The 15,811-nt window shown below is 68.9% G+C and carries 12 protein-coding genes; all 12 read right to left on the bottom strand.

The window, feature by feature from the left end; genetic code table 11:
* Nucleotides 1-14: 14 nt before the first annotated feature.
* The gene (locus AC3A4T_RS10135) at nucleotides 15-707 is read right to left on the bottom strand and encodes an ABC transporter ATP-binding protein (RefSeq protein ID WP_036106336.1); all 693 of its coding nucleotides are present in this window, start codon (nucleotides 705-707) and stop codon (nucleotides 15-17) included.
* A gap of 212 nt (nucleotides 708-919) precedes the next feature.
* A complete protein-coding gene (locus AC3A4T_RS10140) occupies nucleotides 920-2,176 on the bottom strand; it encodes an efflux RND transporter periplasmic adaptor subunit (protein WP_487675280.1) in 1,257 nt (418 codons plus the stop codon).
* A 309-nt stretch (nucleotides 2,177-2,485) separates the two neighbouring features.
* Nucleotides 2,486-4,528 carry a GEVED domain-containing protein gene (locus AC3A4T_RS10145; protein ID WP_487675281.1) on the bottom strand — a complete coding sequence of 681 codons (2,043 nt, stop codon included), beginning with the start codon at nucleotides 4,526-4,528 and terminating at the stop codon, nucleotides 2,486-2,488.
* A 336-nt stretch (nucleotides 4,529-4,864) separates the two neighbouring features.
* A complete protein-coding gene (locus AC3A4T_RS10150; RefSeq protein WP_487675282.1) occupies nucleotides 4,865-6,985 on the bottom strand; it encodes a DUF7933 domain-containing protein in 2,121 nt (706 codons plus the stop codon).
* 405 nt (nucleotides 6,986-7,390) lie between these two features.
* Nucleotides 7,391-7,984: a nucleoside 2-deoxyribosyltransferase domain-containing protein gene (locus AC3A4T_RS10155; RefSeq protein ID WP_487675283.1), complete on the bottom strand. Its 594-nt coding sequence runs from the start codon at nucleotides 7,982-7,984 to the stop codon at nucleotides 7,391-7,393.
* 133 nt (nucleotides 7,985-8,117) lie between these two features.
* Nucleotides 8,118-9,500, bottom strand: coding sequence for a leucyl aminopeptidase family protein (locus AC3A4T_RS10160; RefSeq protein ID WP_487675284.1), 1,383 nt, complete (start codon nucleotides 9,498-9,500; stop codon nucleotides 8,118-8,120).
* On the bottom strand, nucleotides 9,497-10,213 hold the full coding sequence (locus AC3A4T_RS10165) for an HAD family hydrolase (RefSeq protein WP_056106365.1): 717 nt from the start codon (nucleotides 10,211-10,213) through the stop codon (nucleotides 9,497-9,499). The genes AC3A4T_RS10160 and AC3A4T_RS10165 overlap by 4 nt, the downstream gene beginning before the upstream one ends.
* A gap of 331 nt (nucleotides 10,214-10,544) precedes the next feature.
* Nucleotides 10,545-11,594 carry an AI-2E family transporter gene (locus AC3A4T_RS10170; RefSeq protein WP_487675590.1) on the bottom strand — a complete coding sequence of 350 codons (1,050 nt, stop codon included), beginning with the start codon at nucleotides 11,592-11,594 and terminating at the stop codon, nucleotides 10,545-10,547.
* A gap of 514 nt (nucleotides 11,595-12,108) precedes the next feature.
* Nucleotides 12,109-12,492: a hypothetical protein gene (locus AC3A4T_RS10175; RefSeq protein ID WP_487675285.1), complete on the bottom strand. Its 384-nt coding sequence runs from the start codon at nucleotides 12,490-12,492 to the stop codon at nucleotides 12,109-12,111.
* The gene (locus tag AC3A4T_RS10180; RefSeq protein WP_056107054.1) at nucleotides 12,492-13,016 is read right to left on the bottom strand and encodes a CobD/CbiB family protein; all 525 of its coding nucleotides are present in this window, start codon (nucleotides 13,014-13,016) and stop codon (nucleotides 12,492-12,494) included. Before AC3A4T_RS10180 ends, AC3A4T_RS10175 begins: the two co-directional genes overlap by 1 nt.
* Nucleotides 13,017-13,036: 20 nt before the next feature.
* Nucleotides 13,037-13,399 (bottom strand): hypothetical protein, encoded by a 363-nt coding sequence (locus tag AC3A4T_RS10185; RefSeq protein ID WP_487675286.1) that lies wholly within the window; start codon nucleotides 13,397-13,399, stop codon nucleotides 13,037-13,039.
* Between the two features lie 267 nt (nucleotides 13,400-13,666).
* Nucleotides 13,667-15,100 carry a Do family serine endopeptidase gene (locus tag AC3A4T_RS10190; RefSeq protein WP_487675287.1) on the bottom strand — a complete coding sequence of 478 codons (1,434 nt, stop codon included), beginning with the start codon at nucleotides 15,098-15,100 and terminating at the stop codon, nucleotides 13,667-13,669.
* Nucleotides 15,101-15,811 lie beyond the last annotated feature (711 nt).

The following is a 15,811-nucleotide window of genomic DNA, read 5'->3' on the forward strand; positions in this document are numbered from 1 at the left end:
TGGCCGCTCCCGACTCATGCCGCGTGCGACTGCTGCTCGACCAGGGTGCCCTTGTCGAGGTGCAGGGTGTGGGTGGCGTACTCGGCGGCCTTGGGATCGTGGGTCACCATGACGATGGTCTTGCCGTGTTCGCGGTTGAGCAGCTGCAGCAGGTTGAGAATTTCCTCGGCCGCGTGCCGGTCCAGATCGCCGGTGGGTTCGTCGCAGATCAGCAGGGTCGGGTCGGACACGATCGCGCGCGCGATCGCCACGCGCTGTTGCTGACCGCCGGACAATTCGTTCGGACGGTGGCTGCGGCGATCGGCGAGGCCGACCAGGGTCAGGGCGATTTCGGCGTTGCGCTTGCGCTGCGCGCCGTTCAACGGCGACAGCAGCAGCGGCAGTTCGACATTGCGTTGCGCGGTCAGCGCCGGCATCAGGTTGTAGAACTGGAACACGAAGCCGACATGGCGGCTGCGCCACTGCGACAACTGGCCGGCGCTCAAGCGATCGATGCGCTCGCCTTCGATGGTGATCTCGCCGCCGGTGGGGTTGTCCAGGCCGCCGATCAGATTGAGCAGCGTGCTCTTGCCCGAGCCCGAAGGGCCCATCAGCGCGACGAAGTCGCCCTTGGCGATGTCCAGGTTGATGCCGTGCAGCACTTCGACCTTTTCCGGGCCGCGCTGGTAAGTCTTGGTGAGGTTTTTGATCGAAACCAGGGTGTCCATCTTCGACGTCCTCAAGCGTAGGGAGTGCGGTGAAAGAAACCGACACGCGCCGCGCGCGGGTCGCAGATCGGTACAGCGGCCGCGCGCGGCGGCCGGTTCGATGGTCCGGCACGGCCGCTTGCATCGCGGCCGTGGTGATGTGGCGATGCGCGCGCCGGGCGCGGTCATCGCCCGGTTGCGTTACTTCGACGCCGCCTTATTTCGACGATGTCTTACTTAGACGAACCGGCGTCGCCGGTTTCGACACGCACGCGCGATCCGTCTTTCAGCGAATCGGGCGGATCGAGCACGACGGTCTCGCCGCCGCTCAGGCCGGCGGTCACTTCGCGATCCTCGCCGAGCTTGCGGCCCAGGCTGACTTCGGTCTGCGCGACCTTGTCGTCGTTGACCACGAAGGCCACGTCCTTGCCGTCGCGCTGGGCCAGCGCGTTGGCGGGGATCATCGCGCTGGGTTTGGTCTGCTTGGGCTGGTCGGGCTTGGCCGCTTCCAGGAAGCTCACCCGCACGCCCATGTCCGGGACGATGCGCGCGTCGCGGGTCTTGATCGCGATGCGCACCTTGACCGTGGCCTTGCCGCGGTCGGCGGTGGGGATGATCGCGATCACTTCGGCCGGGATCTTCCAGTCCGGGTAGGCGTTGAGCACCGCCTCGACCGGCATCTTCGGCTGCACCCGGCCGATGAAGGATTCGCCGACGTCGACTTCGATCTCGAGCGAGTCCATGTCGACGATGGTGCCGATGCCGGTGCGGGTGAAGCCGCCGCCGGCCGACAGCGGCGAGACGATTTCGCCCGGCTGCGCGGCCTTGGCGGTGACCACGCCGGAGAACGGCGCGCGCACGATAGTGTTGTCCACGCCGAGGTCGGAGATGCGCAGGCTGTCCTGCGCGACCTTGACGTTGCGCTGCGCGGTCAGCAATTGCGCGCGCAGCGAATCGCGGCTGGCGACGGCCTGGTCGTACTGCGACTTCGACACCAGTTGCTGTTTGACCAGCGACGACAACCGGGTGGCGTTGACCTCGGCTTCCTTGAGCTGCGCCTGCACGCGCTGGGTGTCGCTCTGCGCGGCGCCGAGCTGGGCGGCGGTGAGTTCGCGCTGGGCGTTGGCGTCGATCGGGTCGAGCGTGGCCATGACCTGGCCTTCCTCGACGCGCTGGCCTTCCTCGATCATGACTTCGCGCACCTTGCCGGTGATCTTGGCCGAGACCGTGGCCATGCGCCGCGCGACCACATAACCGGTGGCGTCGAGCACCGACGCGCCGGCGCCGTTGCCGCCGCCGATCGCGGTGACCGTGGCGGTCTGGACCTTGGCGCCGGCGTTGCGGCCGAACAGCATCCAGCCCATGACGATCAGCGGCACCAGGAACAGCAGCACCAGGCCGATCACCAGCAGGCGGCGGCGACCCGAAGGCTCCGGCGCGCGGTTGCGGTCGATGCGCAGTTCCTTCAACAGGTCAGCCGATGCACTCATGGTCTCAACCGATACGCCAGATGACGTCTAGTGTGACCGCCGCGAAGGGCACACGCCAACCTGCTGAAAGTCAGTTTCTGTCAGCCCTGGAGTCGACGGTTTTGCATGACAAGTGTCATTCGTGGTGTGCGGATGCGTGCCGACATTGAGCAGCGCTGCCTCGAAGCCAGAGGGGAGGAGCTGCGTAAGCTGCGACCGCGAAACCGCAAGCGCCGTCGCAAGCGCGATGTCGCGGTCGCAGCTTACGCAGCTCCTACCCCCGGACTTCATCGGATCCGCAGGCCGACGGCGGGCGCTGAGGCCCGCCGATCAGTAATCGGCGGGGTTGGCGCTGAAGTTCACCGGCACGGTGATGTTGACGCAGCCGCCGGCCGGCAGGGTCGTCGCGGTCAGGGTCACGGTGTTGCCGCCGGCCGCGCCGCCGCTGGCGGCCGAGCAGGTGCCGCCGCCGGTGCCGGCGCAGGTCCACGGACCGCTCAAGGTCACGCCCGGGGGCAGGGTGTCGGTGATGGTCGCGCCCGCGGCCGGGTCGGCGCCGGCGGCGTTGCAGGCCTGGATCGTGTAGGTGCTGCTGCCGCCAGGCGTGTAGGTGGCCGGCACGTCGGCCTTGGTGATCGACAGCGCGCTGGTGCCCAGGCGGTTGGTGAAGGTGCAGGTGATCGCCTGCGCCTGACCGTTCGCGGCCGCGCCGATCAGCGACACCGGCAGGGTGATGTTGACGCTGGTGCCGGTGCCGGTGGCGACGGTGGCGCCGGCGCCGTTCACGCAGGCGTAGGTGCTGACGTACAGCGCGGTGGTCGCGGCGGTCGGCACCTCGACCACGGTGGTGGTGATCGGCGTGGTGGCGATGTTCTGGGCGACGGTGAGGTCGGGCGCCCCCGACGCGCTGTTGTGGTACAGCGTGCGGAAGTTGGTGGTGCCGTTGTGGCCGGCGGCGATGGCGAAGGCGGTGCCGCCGATGCCCAGGTCGAAGCGGCCGGTGGCGCCGGTCGGATTGAGCTGCTTGATCACCCGCACCACCGGCTTGATCTCGATCATGTAGTCCTCGACCTCGCCGCTGTCGACGCGGCCGGTCGGGGTGGCGGTGCTGAGCTGGCTGCCCTGGGTCGCGCGCAGGCGCACGTAGCTGCGGCCGGCGGTGGTCGCGACCGGCACGGTCCAGTTGAGCGTGGTCGTGGTGGCGCCGCTGGCCACCGCGTTGCATACGCCTTCGCCGCCGTCGAACACGCCGTTGCGGTTGAAGTCGATCCAGCCGCACACGGTGCCGGCGGCGGTGCTGCCGCTCAGGCTCGGGGTGAGCGCGTAGGCCTGCCCGATCAGGCCGGTGTGCAGGGTCGCCAGCGGCGTGGTCAGGCCGTCTTCGTCGGCGCCGTCGCCGGCCGCGCCGTTGTTGTCGGCGCCGGCCGCGACCGCGTTCGGGCTCGGGGTGACCGCGGGCGTGTTGTTGAACACGTTGGGGTTGTCGACGTCGACGCTGGCGCCCAGGCGGATGCCGTCGACGATGTGGCTCGCCGCCACGCCCGCGTCGTAGCTGGCCGGGGCGTCGCCGAAGTCTTCGTCGACGCTGGTGGTGACCATGTAGCCGTCGTCGCCCAGCGCGTTGCCGAGGGTGGCGTTGAAGACGTTACGGGTGCCGGACATGCCGACGTTGAGGGTCACAGAGGTCACCGTGCCGTTGACGCGCAGGCTGCCGCAGCCGGCGAGTTGGGTGGCCGGGGCGGTGACGGCGGTGCAACTGATGCCGTTGTAGTTCGGGTTGACCAGGTCGAACGAACTGCCGCCGCCCAGGGTCTGCAGATTGACCGCACCGCCGAGCAGGGTGAAGGTCGCGCCGGCCGGCACCGAGCTGGCGATGGCGTGGGTGGCGCGGGCGGCGGTGATGGTGACCGTGTCGCCGGTGATGCTGCGCACGCTGCCCAGGCCGACGAAGTGGATGGTCGGATTGGTGACCGGCCGGCTGAAGCTGATCGTCAAGGTGCCGAGGTTCGGGCAGGCGACCGTGGCCGCGGCGTTGTTGGCGAAATTGCAGGCCGCGCCCAGGGTCTGCATCTGGATGCCGGTGGTCGTGGTCGGCACGTTCGGGGTGAACATCGCCGCGGTGGCGCCGCCCAGGGTGGTCAGCGGCACGTTGTTGGCGACGATCTGGACGTTCGGGCCGGTGACCGTATAGGTCGTGGTCAGCGTCGACGGATACGGCTTGGTCGAGGCGCTGTTGAAGCCGATGGTGCCGGTGGCAGTGGCGTTGTGGACCTGCGCCGCATTGGCCCCGGCGCTCCACGCGGCCAGGCCGGCGCACAGGGCCAGCAATGCGATATGGCGTCCAGACCGCTGAAAACCCGCTTCGATTCCCATAGTCCTATCCCCGAGTGACGCAGTGCAGACCTCGCTTCCAGCGAGGGCCCCTGTGGAATGCAGTGCCGTTTCACTCTACGTGGGACACACCCAATACGGATTCATGCCCTTTAGTCGCTTACGTAATCTGTGCCGATGTACGGACAAATTAGTGATGGATAGCGCTATCGCTGGAAACCGCCCGCAAAGCTAGCCGCATAAAAGACTCTTTCCGGGTGTTTATGTCTACGTGCATAAGTGGCTATTGGCACACAGATACGACAAAAAACCCGCCCGGCTTGCGCCGGACGGGTCGTTTTGGGGGGAGCGCTTGGACGCTGGTGCGGGGCGGGTCGGTCAGTAAGCGCCCGGGTTCGGGCTGAAATTCACCGGCACCTGCACGTTGACGCAGGCGCCGACCGGCAGGACCACCCCGGTCAGCTGCACGCTGTTGCCGCCGGCCGCGCCGCCGCTGGCCGCGCAGGTGCCACCGCCGGTGCCGGCGCAGGTCCACGGGCCGCTCAGGGTCACGCCGTTGGGCAGCGGGTCGTTGACCGTGGCGCCGTTGGCCACGGCCGGGCCGGTGAGGTTGCAGGCGCGCAGGGTGTAGGTGGTGGCGCCGCCCGGGGTGTATGTGGTGGCGTTGCCGACTTCGCCCTTGACCAGGCTCAGGGCGATGTTGACCGCGATCGGCGCGGGCACCTGCGCGCACTGCGGATTGCCCGCGGCGGGGCAGGTCGGCAGCGGATCGGGGTCGCCGCCGCCGGCCACCGCGACGGTGTTGGTCGGCGTGCCGGTGGCGGTCGCGGCGATCGCCACGTTCAAGCGCACGCTGGCGCTGGCGCCGACCGCGATCGGCGCGCTCGGGGTGAAGGTGCAGGTCACCGTGCCGGTCGCCGGCAGGGTGCCGCAGGCCACCGTGCCTTGCGCGCTGCTGGCCGACACCAGGCTGAAACCGGCCGGCAGGGTGTCGACGAGGGTGATCGCGCCGTTGGTCGGGCCGCTGCCGGTGTTCTGCAGGCCGATCGCGAAGTAGCCGTCGGCGGCCGCGCCGGCCTGGCCCGCGGCGAGCGTGCCGCTGACCGTCTTGCTCGCGGTCAACTGCGGCTGGACCACGGTCAGCACTTCGTCGGCGACCAGGTTCACCAGGTTGTTGGTGCCGCTGATGCTGGCGTTGGTGTTGTGGTACACGCCGACCGTGTTGGAGGTGACGTCGACCGTGACCTGGCAGGCGAGCTGGCTGCCGACCGCGCCGGCGCCGTTGACCCGGCCGCCGTTGACCGCGATCGAACCGCTGCCGGCGACCGCGGTGACGGTCATGCCGGGCGGGAACGTCGTGCCGAGGGCGCCGCCGGCCGCGCAGTTGGTGCGGATGTTCGGGGTCGGCGCGACCACCACGTTGGCCGGCAGGGTGTCGACGAAGTTGATGCTCGAGGTGGCGTTGACGCTCTTGTTGGCCAGGTTGAAGGTCAGGGTGGACACGCCGCCGGTGTTGATAGTGGTCGGCGCGAACGACTTGGTCAGGTCGACCGAGCTGATGGCGAAGGTGATGCGGTATTCGACATCGAACGTCGCCGCGCCGGCCGGCACGTTCCACTGCGCGGCCATGCCGTTGTCGGTGGCGTTGTTGGTGTCGATGTTGTTGTTGAGGTTGCCGCGGTTGGCGTTGCCGGGGCCGGTGGCGGTGATGCAGGGGGTGGTGGTGGTCACGGTGCCGTTGCAGATCAGCGACTGCGCCTGGCTGTAGGTTGCGCTGAAGTAGCGGTCCCAGTTCGGCGTGCCCGAGGACGGCTCCCACCACAGCGCTTCGAACTGGTCGTTCTTGATCACGCCGACCAGGTCCGGACGGCCAGTGGTGTTGCCCGGACTGGTGCGCATGAAGCCCGGCCCGTTGTCGCCGCCTTGCAGGTAGGTGTCGACGTTCTGATAGAACTTGATCGTCGCGCCGCTGGCGGGCATGCCGCTCAGCCTGACCCGGCGGGTGAACCATGCTTGCGGGGTGATGTAGCGATCGACGATCGTCACCCGCATCGCACTGTCGGCCGCGTTCGACGGCTGCAGAACCGTGGTCACCTCGTAGGGCGATGCGGCGGTGCCGGCGCCGCTGAGCGCGGACTGCGGAAGCTGCGTGAATTGCAGGAACGGAGCACCCGCGGCGTTGTCGGCGTTGGTGTAGACGCGTGTGCTGTTGTTGGTGCCGCGGTCCACGCGCAGGTACACGCTGTTGTAGAGAATGTTGGTCGTCGGCGTGGCCCCGGAATTGTAGACTTGGTCTGCGTTGCTGAGCCGGACCTGGAACTGGCTGTTGCTGCCCCAGGTCACGCGCAGGCCGTCGGAACCGTTGGCGAGCACGCCGCCGGTCGGGTTGGCGACTTGCTGGCTGGTGGCATTGGCGGCATACGCGCCACCGCTCAGGGCGAGCGCGCAGGCACACAGCGCCAGACCGGCCTGGCGGCCGAAACGGATCAAGCGATTCATGAAATCCCCTGTTGAACGAGCCTTACTACGAAGGTTTGGGCGCGCTGTCGCTGCCTGGCCGCCCCGGCCCCGATCGACCCGGGCACCGTTAGTGACTTACATAGCACTTGTTATGTGCCACAAATCACATTTTGAGGCAAGGCGGCCGCAGATGCCAGCCCCGAGTCGGCGATCACCGAGTCGAACGGGTTGAACGGGGGCAGGGGGCGGCGCAGGACACGGGGAGCGTGCCTGAATGCACACAGGTGGCTTTGGGACGTCACGCCTGGGCGTAGCTCCGGTTTCAGACGGTAGGCGCTGCGTAAGCTGCGACCGCGACATCGCGCCTGCGACGCAAGCCGCGGCAACGCGGTCGCAGATCGCCGGACCGGCAGACGCCGCGGCGGCGCCGATCAGTCCCCCGCCTCAGCGCGGACCCGAGCCGGCGCGCGCGCGACGCAGCCGTTCCACCCGCTCGCGCACCGCCGCGACCAGGGCCGGCAGCGATTCGAAGCGCGGCACGTGGTAGCGGTCGGCGGTGATGTCGACATTGCCCTTGCGCCAGAACCCGTCCGGACAGGCCAGCAGCAACTTGCCCGAGCCGGCGTGCAGGCCCAGTTCCAGCAAGGTCACCGGGCTTTGCGAGCCGGGCACGAAGTACATCGCGATCACGTCCGCGCGCTGCAGCGCGGTCAGTTCCCATTCGACCTGACGGCGGAATTCGGGTTCGTCGGCGCTGGGCTTCCAGGCCGGGTTCCAGTCGTCGCGGCGCGGATTGAGCAGGACCACGCCCTCGTCGGCCAGTTCGCGCGCGACCTGCGCCTGCCAGTCGACCGAGCCGCCCATGTCGATGCTGCCGGCCAGGAACACGCTGATGCGGCCGTCGTCGGGCAGCGGGTGCGGCGACTGGACCGTGACCGAACGCGGCGGGTTCGCCGCCGCGGTGTCGGCGGCCACCGTGCCGCCGGCCATGGAGCTACTCGATAAGGCCATCGCGGAAAACATCAGCAGCGCTTTCATGTCGGGTCCTTGCTGCGCGGGCAGCCGTGGTGCATTCGTAAGCGTGAGCAATCAGCGCGGCGGATCGGCCGGCGGCCGGATCACGGACGGATCACGGCCGCTGGGGGCGACGGGGTTCGATGCGCGCGATCGATCACTCGCTCGCGTGCGCCTTGAGCATGGCATAGGCCGCGCGCAGGCCCTGCGCTTCGCCGCCGGCCGGGCGGCCCGGGCGGTCGGCGTCGTTCCAGCTGTACACGTCCAGATGCGCCCACGGCAGATCGGCGGGGACGAAGCGCTCCAGGTACAGCGCCGCGGTCACCGAGCCGGCCATCTTCGACGGCCCGGCGTTGGCGAGGTCGGCGATGTTGCTGGTCAGGTAACGCAGGTACGGACGCCACAGCGGCATGCGCCACAGCGGGTCGCGCTGGCGCTGGCCGGCTTCGAGCCACTGCACCGCGATCGCGTCCTGGTTGGTGAACAGCGCCGGCAGGTCCGGGCCCAGCGCGATTCGCGCCGCGCCGGTCAAGGTGGCGAAGTCCAGCAGCCAGACCGGCTTTTGTTCGCCAGCGTAGGTCAGCGCGTCGCACAGGATCACCCGGCCCTCGGCGTCGGTGTTGTCGATCTCCACGCTGATGCCCTGGCGGGTGGCGATGACTTCGCCGGGCCGGAACGCGTCCGGGCCGACCGAGTTTTCCACCGCCGGCACCAGCAGGGTGATCCGCAGCGGCAGCTTGCGTGCCATGATCAGTTCGGCCAGCGCGATCGCGTGCGCGGCGCCGCCCATGTCCTTCTTCATCCAGCGCATGCCGTCGGCCGGCTTGAGGTCGAGGCCGCCGGTGTCGAAGCACACGCCCTTGCCCACCAGCGCGATGTGCGGATGCGCCGGGTCGCCCCAGCGCAGCGCGATCAGCCGCGGCGCGCGGTGCGAGGCGCGGCCGACCGCGTGGATTGCGGGAAAGTTCTGCTCGATCAGCGCATCGCCGGTGATCACCTCGATCTCGGCATCGAAACGCTGCGCGATCTCGCGCGCGACCGCTTCGAGTTCGGCCGGGCCCATGTGCTCGGTCGGGGTGTTGATCAGATCGCGCACGCGCACGCAGGCGGCGATCAGGTCGAAGCTCTCATCGCCCGCGAGCGCGGCGTCGACCACCAGTCGCGCCGGCGCGCGCATCGGCGCCTTGTAGCGGCTGAAGCGGTAGCTGCCCAGGCCCCAGCCGATGCGCAGCGCGCTCACGCTGGCCTCGTCGTCTTCGCCGCTTACCTGCCAGTCGCGCTGCGGCAGCGCGAACGGGGCGTGGCCGTAGGAGAACGGATCGCGCGGGTCGCCGATGCCGAGCGCCGCCGAGGCGATGCGGCCGTTAGTGTCGGGCAAGGTCAGCACGGTACCCGGCGAGGCGTCGAAGCCCTGCGCGTCGACCCAGGCCGCGGCCGACTCGCTCAGCGTCGCGCGCCAGCTGTCGAACGAGGCGCGGCGAACCAGGGCCAGCGGCAGCGCGTCGCCGGCATCGGAGGTGAAACCCAGGGGCAGAGTCATGCGGTGGCGGTGTCCGTGCGGTGCGCCGCGTCCAGCCAGTCGGCCAGTTCGGCAAGGGTGGTGAATTCCAGGTCCGGACGCGCGTGTTCCTGCGGCCAGCTTCTATGTTCCCGATTGATCCAGCAGGTGCGCAGGCCGGCCTGGGCGCCGCCGATCACGTCCATCTCGATGTCGTCGCCGACGTGCAGCACCTGCGCCGGTTCCACGTCCAGGCGCGCGCAGGCGGCGTGGAAGATGCTGGGATCGGGCTTGGCGCGGCCGTGTTCGCGCGCGCCGAGCTGGAAGCGGAACAGCGGCATCAGCCCGATCCGGTGCAGGTCGGCGTTGCCGTTGGTCAACGCCGCCAGCGGCAGCCGCGCGGCCAGGCGCGCGAGCGCGTGCTCGCTGTCGGCGTAATGCTCGACCTCGCAGCGCGCGGCGAAGAACACGTCGAACGCGGCCGCGGCCAGCGCGGTGTCGTCGCCGGAGTCGCGCAGCATGTGCTCCAGGGTCAGCCGGCGCTGTTCGGTGAAATCGTGGGCCAGGTCCGGCCGCTGCACGGCGATGCGGTCGCGCAGCTCGCGCATGGCCTGCGCCGGATAGCGTTCGGCGGTGCGCGGCGCATGCTCGCGCAGCCAGTCGACGAGCACGTTCTCGGCCCGGATCATGACCGGAGCGATGGGCCAGATGGTGTCGTCGAGATCGAGGGTGATGGCGCGGATGGGTAAGCTCATGCGCGCATTTTAGCGCGCGGCGCCCGGCTGAATGGGTGACGCGCGGCGACCGGCCCGAGCCGGCACCGAGTTGTGCCGGGTTGTGGAAGGGGCGTGGCGCGGCGTGGATGCGCGGACCGCGTCGATTACCCGGCCTGCCGATATCCGTTCGGGGCAGGGCATTCGGAGCGGGTAGCGCTGGGAACGCCTGTTTCCGATCGCCGCCTAGCCTGGGTCGATCGGGCCCGCGTTCGCGGCGAGCAGCGAACGCGCGATTACGAGGCGACCCGAGCAAACGTCATCCGGGTTGAAGCCGCTCCCGCGCAGACCTCGAAAGGCGCGCGGCGCGCCTTCATTCCAGCAACTTCGACCACCCCTCAAGACCTTCGATCCGCGCCAGCACCAGCTTCACGCACACCAGCATCGGCACTGCCAGCAGCAGGCCGATGATGCCCCACAGCCAGCCGAAGAACATCAGCGCCAGGATCAGCACCAGCGGCGACAAGCGCATGCGCCGGCCCAGCACGATCGGCGTCACCGCCTGCGATTCGATCGTGTGCAGCAGCAGGTACAGCCCGACCGGCAGCAGCGACGGCCACAGTTCGTCGAACGCGACCAGGCCCATCAGCAGCATCACCGCCATGCCGATCAGCGGGCCCACGAACGGCGCGAAATTCAGGATCGCCGCCATCGTGCCCCACAGCAGCGCCTCCTGCACCGGCACGCCGAGCGCATACAGCGCGCCCGCCAAGGCCAGGCCGAAACCGGTGTTGATCAGGCTGATGGTCAATACGTAGCGCGAGATCTCGCGCTCGATCGAATGCAGGATGTCGATGGTCACGACTTTTTTGCGCTGGCTCGGCAACAGGGCGATCGCGTTGCGCTGCAAGGATTCGCCGTAGACCATGAAGAAGAACGTCAGCAGCACCACCGCCAGCGTCTGGGCGATGTACTTGGGCGTGGCGGTCAGCGAGCGATAGGGATCGTTGAGTTCGGTCTTGACCACCTGCACCGGCTTGCTGGTGCTTTCGCCGCCGGCGGCGCGGGCGAAGTTCTGCGCGGCGCGGTTGGCGTCCTGCAGCGGCTTGGTCATCTGCCGCAGCTTCGGGCCGATCTGCTTCATCTCGCGCGGCACCTGGCGCACCCATTCGCCGGCCGGTTCGGCCAGTTGCACGGTCAGCGCGCCGGCGATCGCAAGGCCACCGGCCAGCACGATCAACGCGCCGAGAAAACGCGGCATATGGAATTTGCCGAGCAGGCGCAGGATCGGATTGCCGACCAGGGCGAAGAACGCCGCCAGCAGCACCGGCAGCAGCAGTTCCTGCGCGGCCCACAAGGTGTAGCCGATCGCGAGCATGGCCAGCACCAGCAGCGACATCGGCGCGCGCGGACGCGGCGGCAGCGCAGGTTTGGCCGCGGCGTCGGGCGGTGGCGATGCGGTGGCGTCGGTTTGGGACGTCGAGGTGTCGACGTTCGGTTCGACGGTGGGGTCGGACGAAGCGACGCGCGCGTCGGCCGGCTGCGATTGCGCCGGGTCGGACGGCTCGGGTGAGGCGGACGGCGGCGCGGTCTGGCTCAAGGCGGCGAAGGCTCGGCGTTTTCGGAGCGCGTACTGTGCGCTGTCGCGTGTGTGTTCGCCATCACGCCGGACACACGCGCGGAACCGCTCGAAATGGGCTGCCGAAATGGCCTTGTCGGAACGGTCCTGTTGAAGCGGCCTTGTCGAAGCGGGCGCTTTGCAGCCGCGTTCGCACCGGCTCGTCGTGGCCGAACCGACGGGGCCCGAGGTAATCGAGTGCGAATCACGCCGCCCGACCCATGCAGTCGCGGCTTGCGCCGTTTGCGCGCACGGGAAAGGCGATGCCCGAAGCATCGCCGTGGCGGGAGTCGTTGTCGCTAAGCGATGGCGAGCGGCCTCAGGCCGCGTCGCGTTCGCCCGTTTGCGCCGCCTGGTGCGCGCTGTCGGCGGCGTGACCGGCTTCGCGCGCCGCATGACCGGCCTGGCCGGCGGCCTTGTCGGCGTTCTGCGCGGCTTCCTGCGCGCTGGTGCCGGCGAACAGACCCGACAACAAAGTCACGATCTGCATCAGGTTGCCGCTCTTGACCGCGATCTTGACCGGCTCGGCGCGACCCATCACGAAACCGCTGACCAAGCCGGCGATGACGATCCGGCCCGGCGTCCAGGCTTCGCGCCAACTGGCCTTCAGTGCGTCCTTACGCTCGACCGCCTGCTGATAACGGCCTTCGAGCAGCTTCTCGCGCTTGTTGACGCGGCGTTGCAAGGCTTCGAAACGGCTCATCACGCCTCCGTGCGGTTGGGATCGCGGGGCGTGAGCCCCGGCGCGACGCCGAGCGGAGTCGCATCGTCGTCATCGTCGCCGATGCCCAGCCGGCGCAGTTGCCGGCGGGTGGCGTCCAGGCGGGTGTGTTCGAAGTAACGCAAGGCCTGCCACACGCCCACGCCGGTCACGACCAGGCTCAGCCCCGCCGCGAACGCCATCGAGGCCATCCACGACCAGCCCAGCACGCCGTTGAGCACCGCGATCAGCGCCGCCATCAACAGCAGCCACGACGAGGCGCCGAACACGATCGCCACGCTGACCCACAACAGAGCCCGCCCCAGCGCACTGCGCGCCAGGGCGAGATCGGCCACCACCAGGCCGCGCAAGGCGCGGCCGGTGTCGAGCGCGGCCGACAGGCCCTCGCGGCCCGCGCTGCTGATATCGCGGAACGCCGCGTCGATCGAAGGTGCGCGATCGTCCGCGGCGGAACGTTGCGAGTCGCCGCCGGGGGCGCCCGAAGGCGCCTGGGCGTGAGGGTCCATGCCGGGCGTGTCGCTCACGCTTACTTGTCGCCGCTGCGGGCGAGCTTGGCGATGATGAAGCCGGCGGCGAAGGCCACGCCGAACGACGCCAGCGGACGCTCGCGCACCAGTTCGGCGGCGCTTTCGATCAGGTCGCGGCCCTTGTCCATCAGCGCGTCGACTTGCTCGCGCGCGGCGCCGCCGGCGTTCTCGGCCGCGGCGATGCCGGCCAGGGCGCTGTCGGCCAGGCCGGACTTGACGTTGGCCTTGCCGATCTTGAGTTCTTCACCGGCCACGCCGGCGGCGCTGCGGATCGCGTCGCCGGCGTCGGCGGCGGCTTGCTTGAGATGGGTGCCGGCTTCGCCCAGGTTGCTCTTGATGGCGTCGGTCGAGGTAGGGGTCATCAGGGTGTTCCTCCGTGCTGCATGGATGAACCGCTGAACAAGTCCAGGGTTCTAGCGGGTTGTCGCGAGCCCGGCGGCGGGGGCCGATCGGTGACGCGCGACGAGGGTGAGCGGATTGCGCCGCGAACGGTGCGATGAAGCATGGCGCATCGAACACGATGCATTGAAGCGTGGTGCCTTGACGGTGTCGCTTGAAACCTGACGCATCGAAACGAAAACACCGCGGACGGCGCCGGCACGATGCTCGGCACCTTACGCCATCCGCGATTACTGCATTGGCAGATTGCCGACACTGTTGCCGCGGCGGATCCGCAGGACCAACTGTGCCGGAGTCCGCGTGAAGCTCGCGCGGAAGCCGGGCAGATCGTCGAAATCGCCGCTGCTGGCCGCAACGATGACGTCGTCCTTGCGCAAATTGTTCGCCTCCGCGCGGCTGCCGCGGCTCACGCTTTCCACCACCACGCCGGAAACGCCGGATTGGCGCAGGCGCTCGGGCACTTCGGCGAAAGTCGCGCCGGTCAGGCGCGGATCGAGTTCGGCGCCGGCCATCGCCTTGGGCTGTTCGCGCAGGGTCGCGTTCAGTTGCACCGTCTGGCCGTCGCGCTGCACTTCCAGCGCGATCTTGCTGCCGATCGCCTGCAGGCCTTCGAAATTGCGCAGCGCATCGCGGCCGTCGACGCGCTGGCCGTTGGCGGTCAGGATCACGTCGCCGGGCTTGAGCCCGGCCGCCGCCGCCGCGCTGCCGGCGAACACGCGCGAGACCAGCGCGCCGCGCGGCTCGGACAGCTTCAGTCCGGCCGCGAGTTGCGGGGTGACGTCCTGCGATTCCAGCCCCAGCGTGCCGCGACGCACCACGCCGTTGTTGGCGATCAACTGGTCCTTGATGTTGCGCGCCAGGTTGACCGGGATCGCGAAGCCCAGGCCGATGTTGCCGGCCATGCTGCCCTGCGGATTGAAGCTGGCGGTGTTGATGCCGATCAGTTCGCCGTTGAGATTGACCAGCGCGCCGCCGGAATTGCCCGGGTTGATCGAGGCGTCGGTCTGGATGAAGTTCTGGTAGCCCAGCCCGCGCAGGCCGCTGCGGCCGACCGCCGAGACGATGCCCGAGGTCACCGTCTGGCCGATCCCGAACGGGTTGCCGACCGCGACCACGAAGTCGCCGACGCGCAGCGCATCCGAGTCGGCCAGGGTGATCGCGCTGAGGTTCTGCGCCGGAATCCGCATCACCGCCACGTCGGTATCCGGGTCCGAGCCCAGGAACTCGGCCTTGACGGTGCGGCCGTCGGCCAGGGTCACCGAGACCTCGTCGGCGCCTTCGATCACATGGTGATTGGTCAGCACGTAGCCGTTCTTGGCATCGACGATCACGCCCGAGCCCAGCGATTCGTTGATCCGTTCCTGCGGGATGTTCGGGAACATGCGGCGGAAGAACGGATCGTTGGCGAACGGGTTGCGGATGCGCACGGTCTGCTTGGTGTGCACGCTGACCACGGCCGGGGTCACCTTCTGCAGCATCGGCGCCAGCGACGGCAGCAACTGGCCGCCGACCGAGGCCGGCAGCGCGGCGGTGGTCGGCATCACCGCGGCCGCGGCCGGCGAGGCCGCCGCGGGCGCTTGGATCCCTTCGCGGATCGCGGTGGCGGCGAAACCGCCGAACGCGGCGGCCAGGGCAAGGGTCAGCAAGGTCGGCAGAGGGCGCATCGCGTCGCGGTTCCGGTCAACGTGAAAGAAAGAGGGAGGACATCGTGGCAGGTCGGCCCGGTGCCGCCAGGGCGGCCGCGCCGGTCGCAGGCTTGGACCGCCGCGGCGCGCGGTGGTTCGACGCCGGACCCATTCATTGTTGGAGCAGGGCGATAAATAGCCGATGAAGTGATGCACGGCCAGCACGGGCCGCGCAGTGTACGCAGGCCCTTGGCCGAGGATGTATCGCCGCCGCATCGGAACTGGAATCTGTGACAGAGCCAGGTCAGAGAAAGCGTGATAGTCATCAACAAGCCGTTGACTTCGACAAACGCGCGGCGTAGTTTGAAGTCCCTGCGGGGCCACAACATCTAGTGGTCGGCCCGGCGGGAGGAGCCCAAGCGTAGGGGTTCAGCTTGGGTGGGTGTGCAGGCATCGCCTAGACAGTGAGCGGGCGCATGACGACGACGAACGAGAACCTCAAAACACGCATACCAGCCGCACGCGGCGCGTAAATCACGCGATCGCGTGCGTCGTCGTCGGCGGGGGGCTGACGACAGGCTGATCCACCCGGCTAAGGACCTCGTCCGGCGCCAGGCGCAACACCCGCGACAGGCTCTACACGCAGCAGTCGTTACACAGCATGCGTGGGATCGAGTCAGGTCGCGGGACATAAATAGAGTGTCCCGATTACCCAGCAGTCGATTCACCGATCCACCCGCAGTACGTACC

This window comes from Lysobacter sp. Soil_N_51, assembly GCF_057655755.1.

Coding starts and splice junctions, on each gene's coding strand:
- AC3A4T_RS10135 (WP_036106336.1), bottom strand. CDS start 707: ATGGACACCCTGGTTTCGATCAAAAACCTCACCAAGACTTACCAGCGC.
- AC3A4T_RS10140 (WP_487675280.1), bottom strand. CDS start 2,176: ATGAGTGCATCGGCTGACCTGTTGAAGGAACTGCGCATCGACCGCAAC.
- AC3A4T_RS10145 (WP_487675281.1), bottom strand. CDS start 4,528: ATGGGAATCGAAGCGGGTTTTCAGCGGTCTGGACGCCATATCGCATTG.
- AC3A4T_RS10150 (WP_487675282.1), bottom strand. CDS start 6,985: ATGAATCGCTTGATCCGTTTCGGCCGCCAGGCCGGTCTGGCGCTGTGT.
- AC3A4T_RS10155 (WP_487675283.1), bottom strand. CDS start 7,984: ATGAAAGCGCTGCTGATGTTTTCCGCGATGGCCTTATCGAGTAGCTCC.
- AC3A4T_RS10160 (WP_487675284.1), bottom strand. CDS start 9,500: ATGACTCTGCCCCTGGGTTTCACCTCCGATGCCGGCGACGCGCTGCCG.
- AC3A4T_RS10165 (WP_056106365.1), bottom strand. CDS start 10,213: ATGAGCTTACCCATCCGCGCCATCACCCTCGATCTCGACGACACCATC.
- AC3A4T_RS10175 (WP_487675285.1), bottom strand. CDS start 12,492: ATGAGCCGTTTCGAAGCCTTGCAACGCCGCGTCAACAAGCGCGAGAAG.
- AC3A4T_RS10180 (WP_056107054.1), bottom strand. CDS start 13,016: ATGGACCCTCACGCCCAGGCGCCTTCGGGCGCCCCCGGCGGCGACTCG.
- AC3A4T_RS10185 (WP_487675286.1), bottom strand. CDS start 13,399: ATGACCCCTACCTCGACCGACGCCATCAAGAGCAACCTGGGCGAAGCC.
- AC3A4T_RS10190 (WP_487675287.1), bottom strand. CDS start 15,100: ATGCGCCCTCTGCCGACCTTGCTGACCCTTGCCCTGGCCGCCGCGTTC.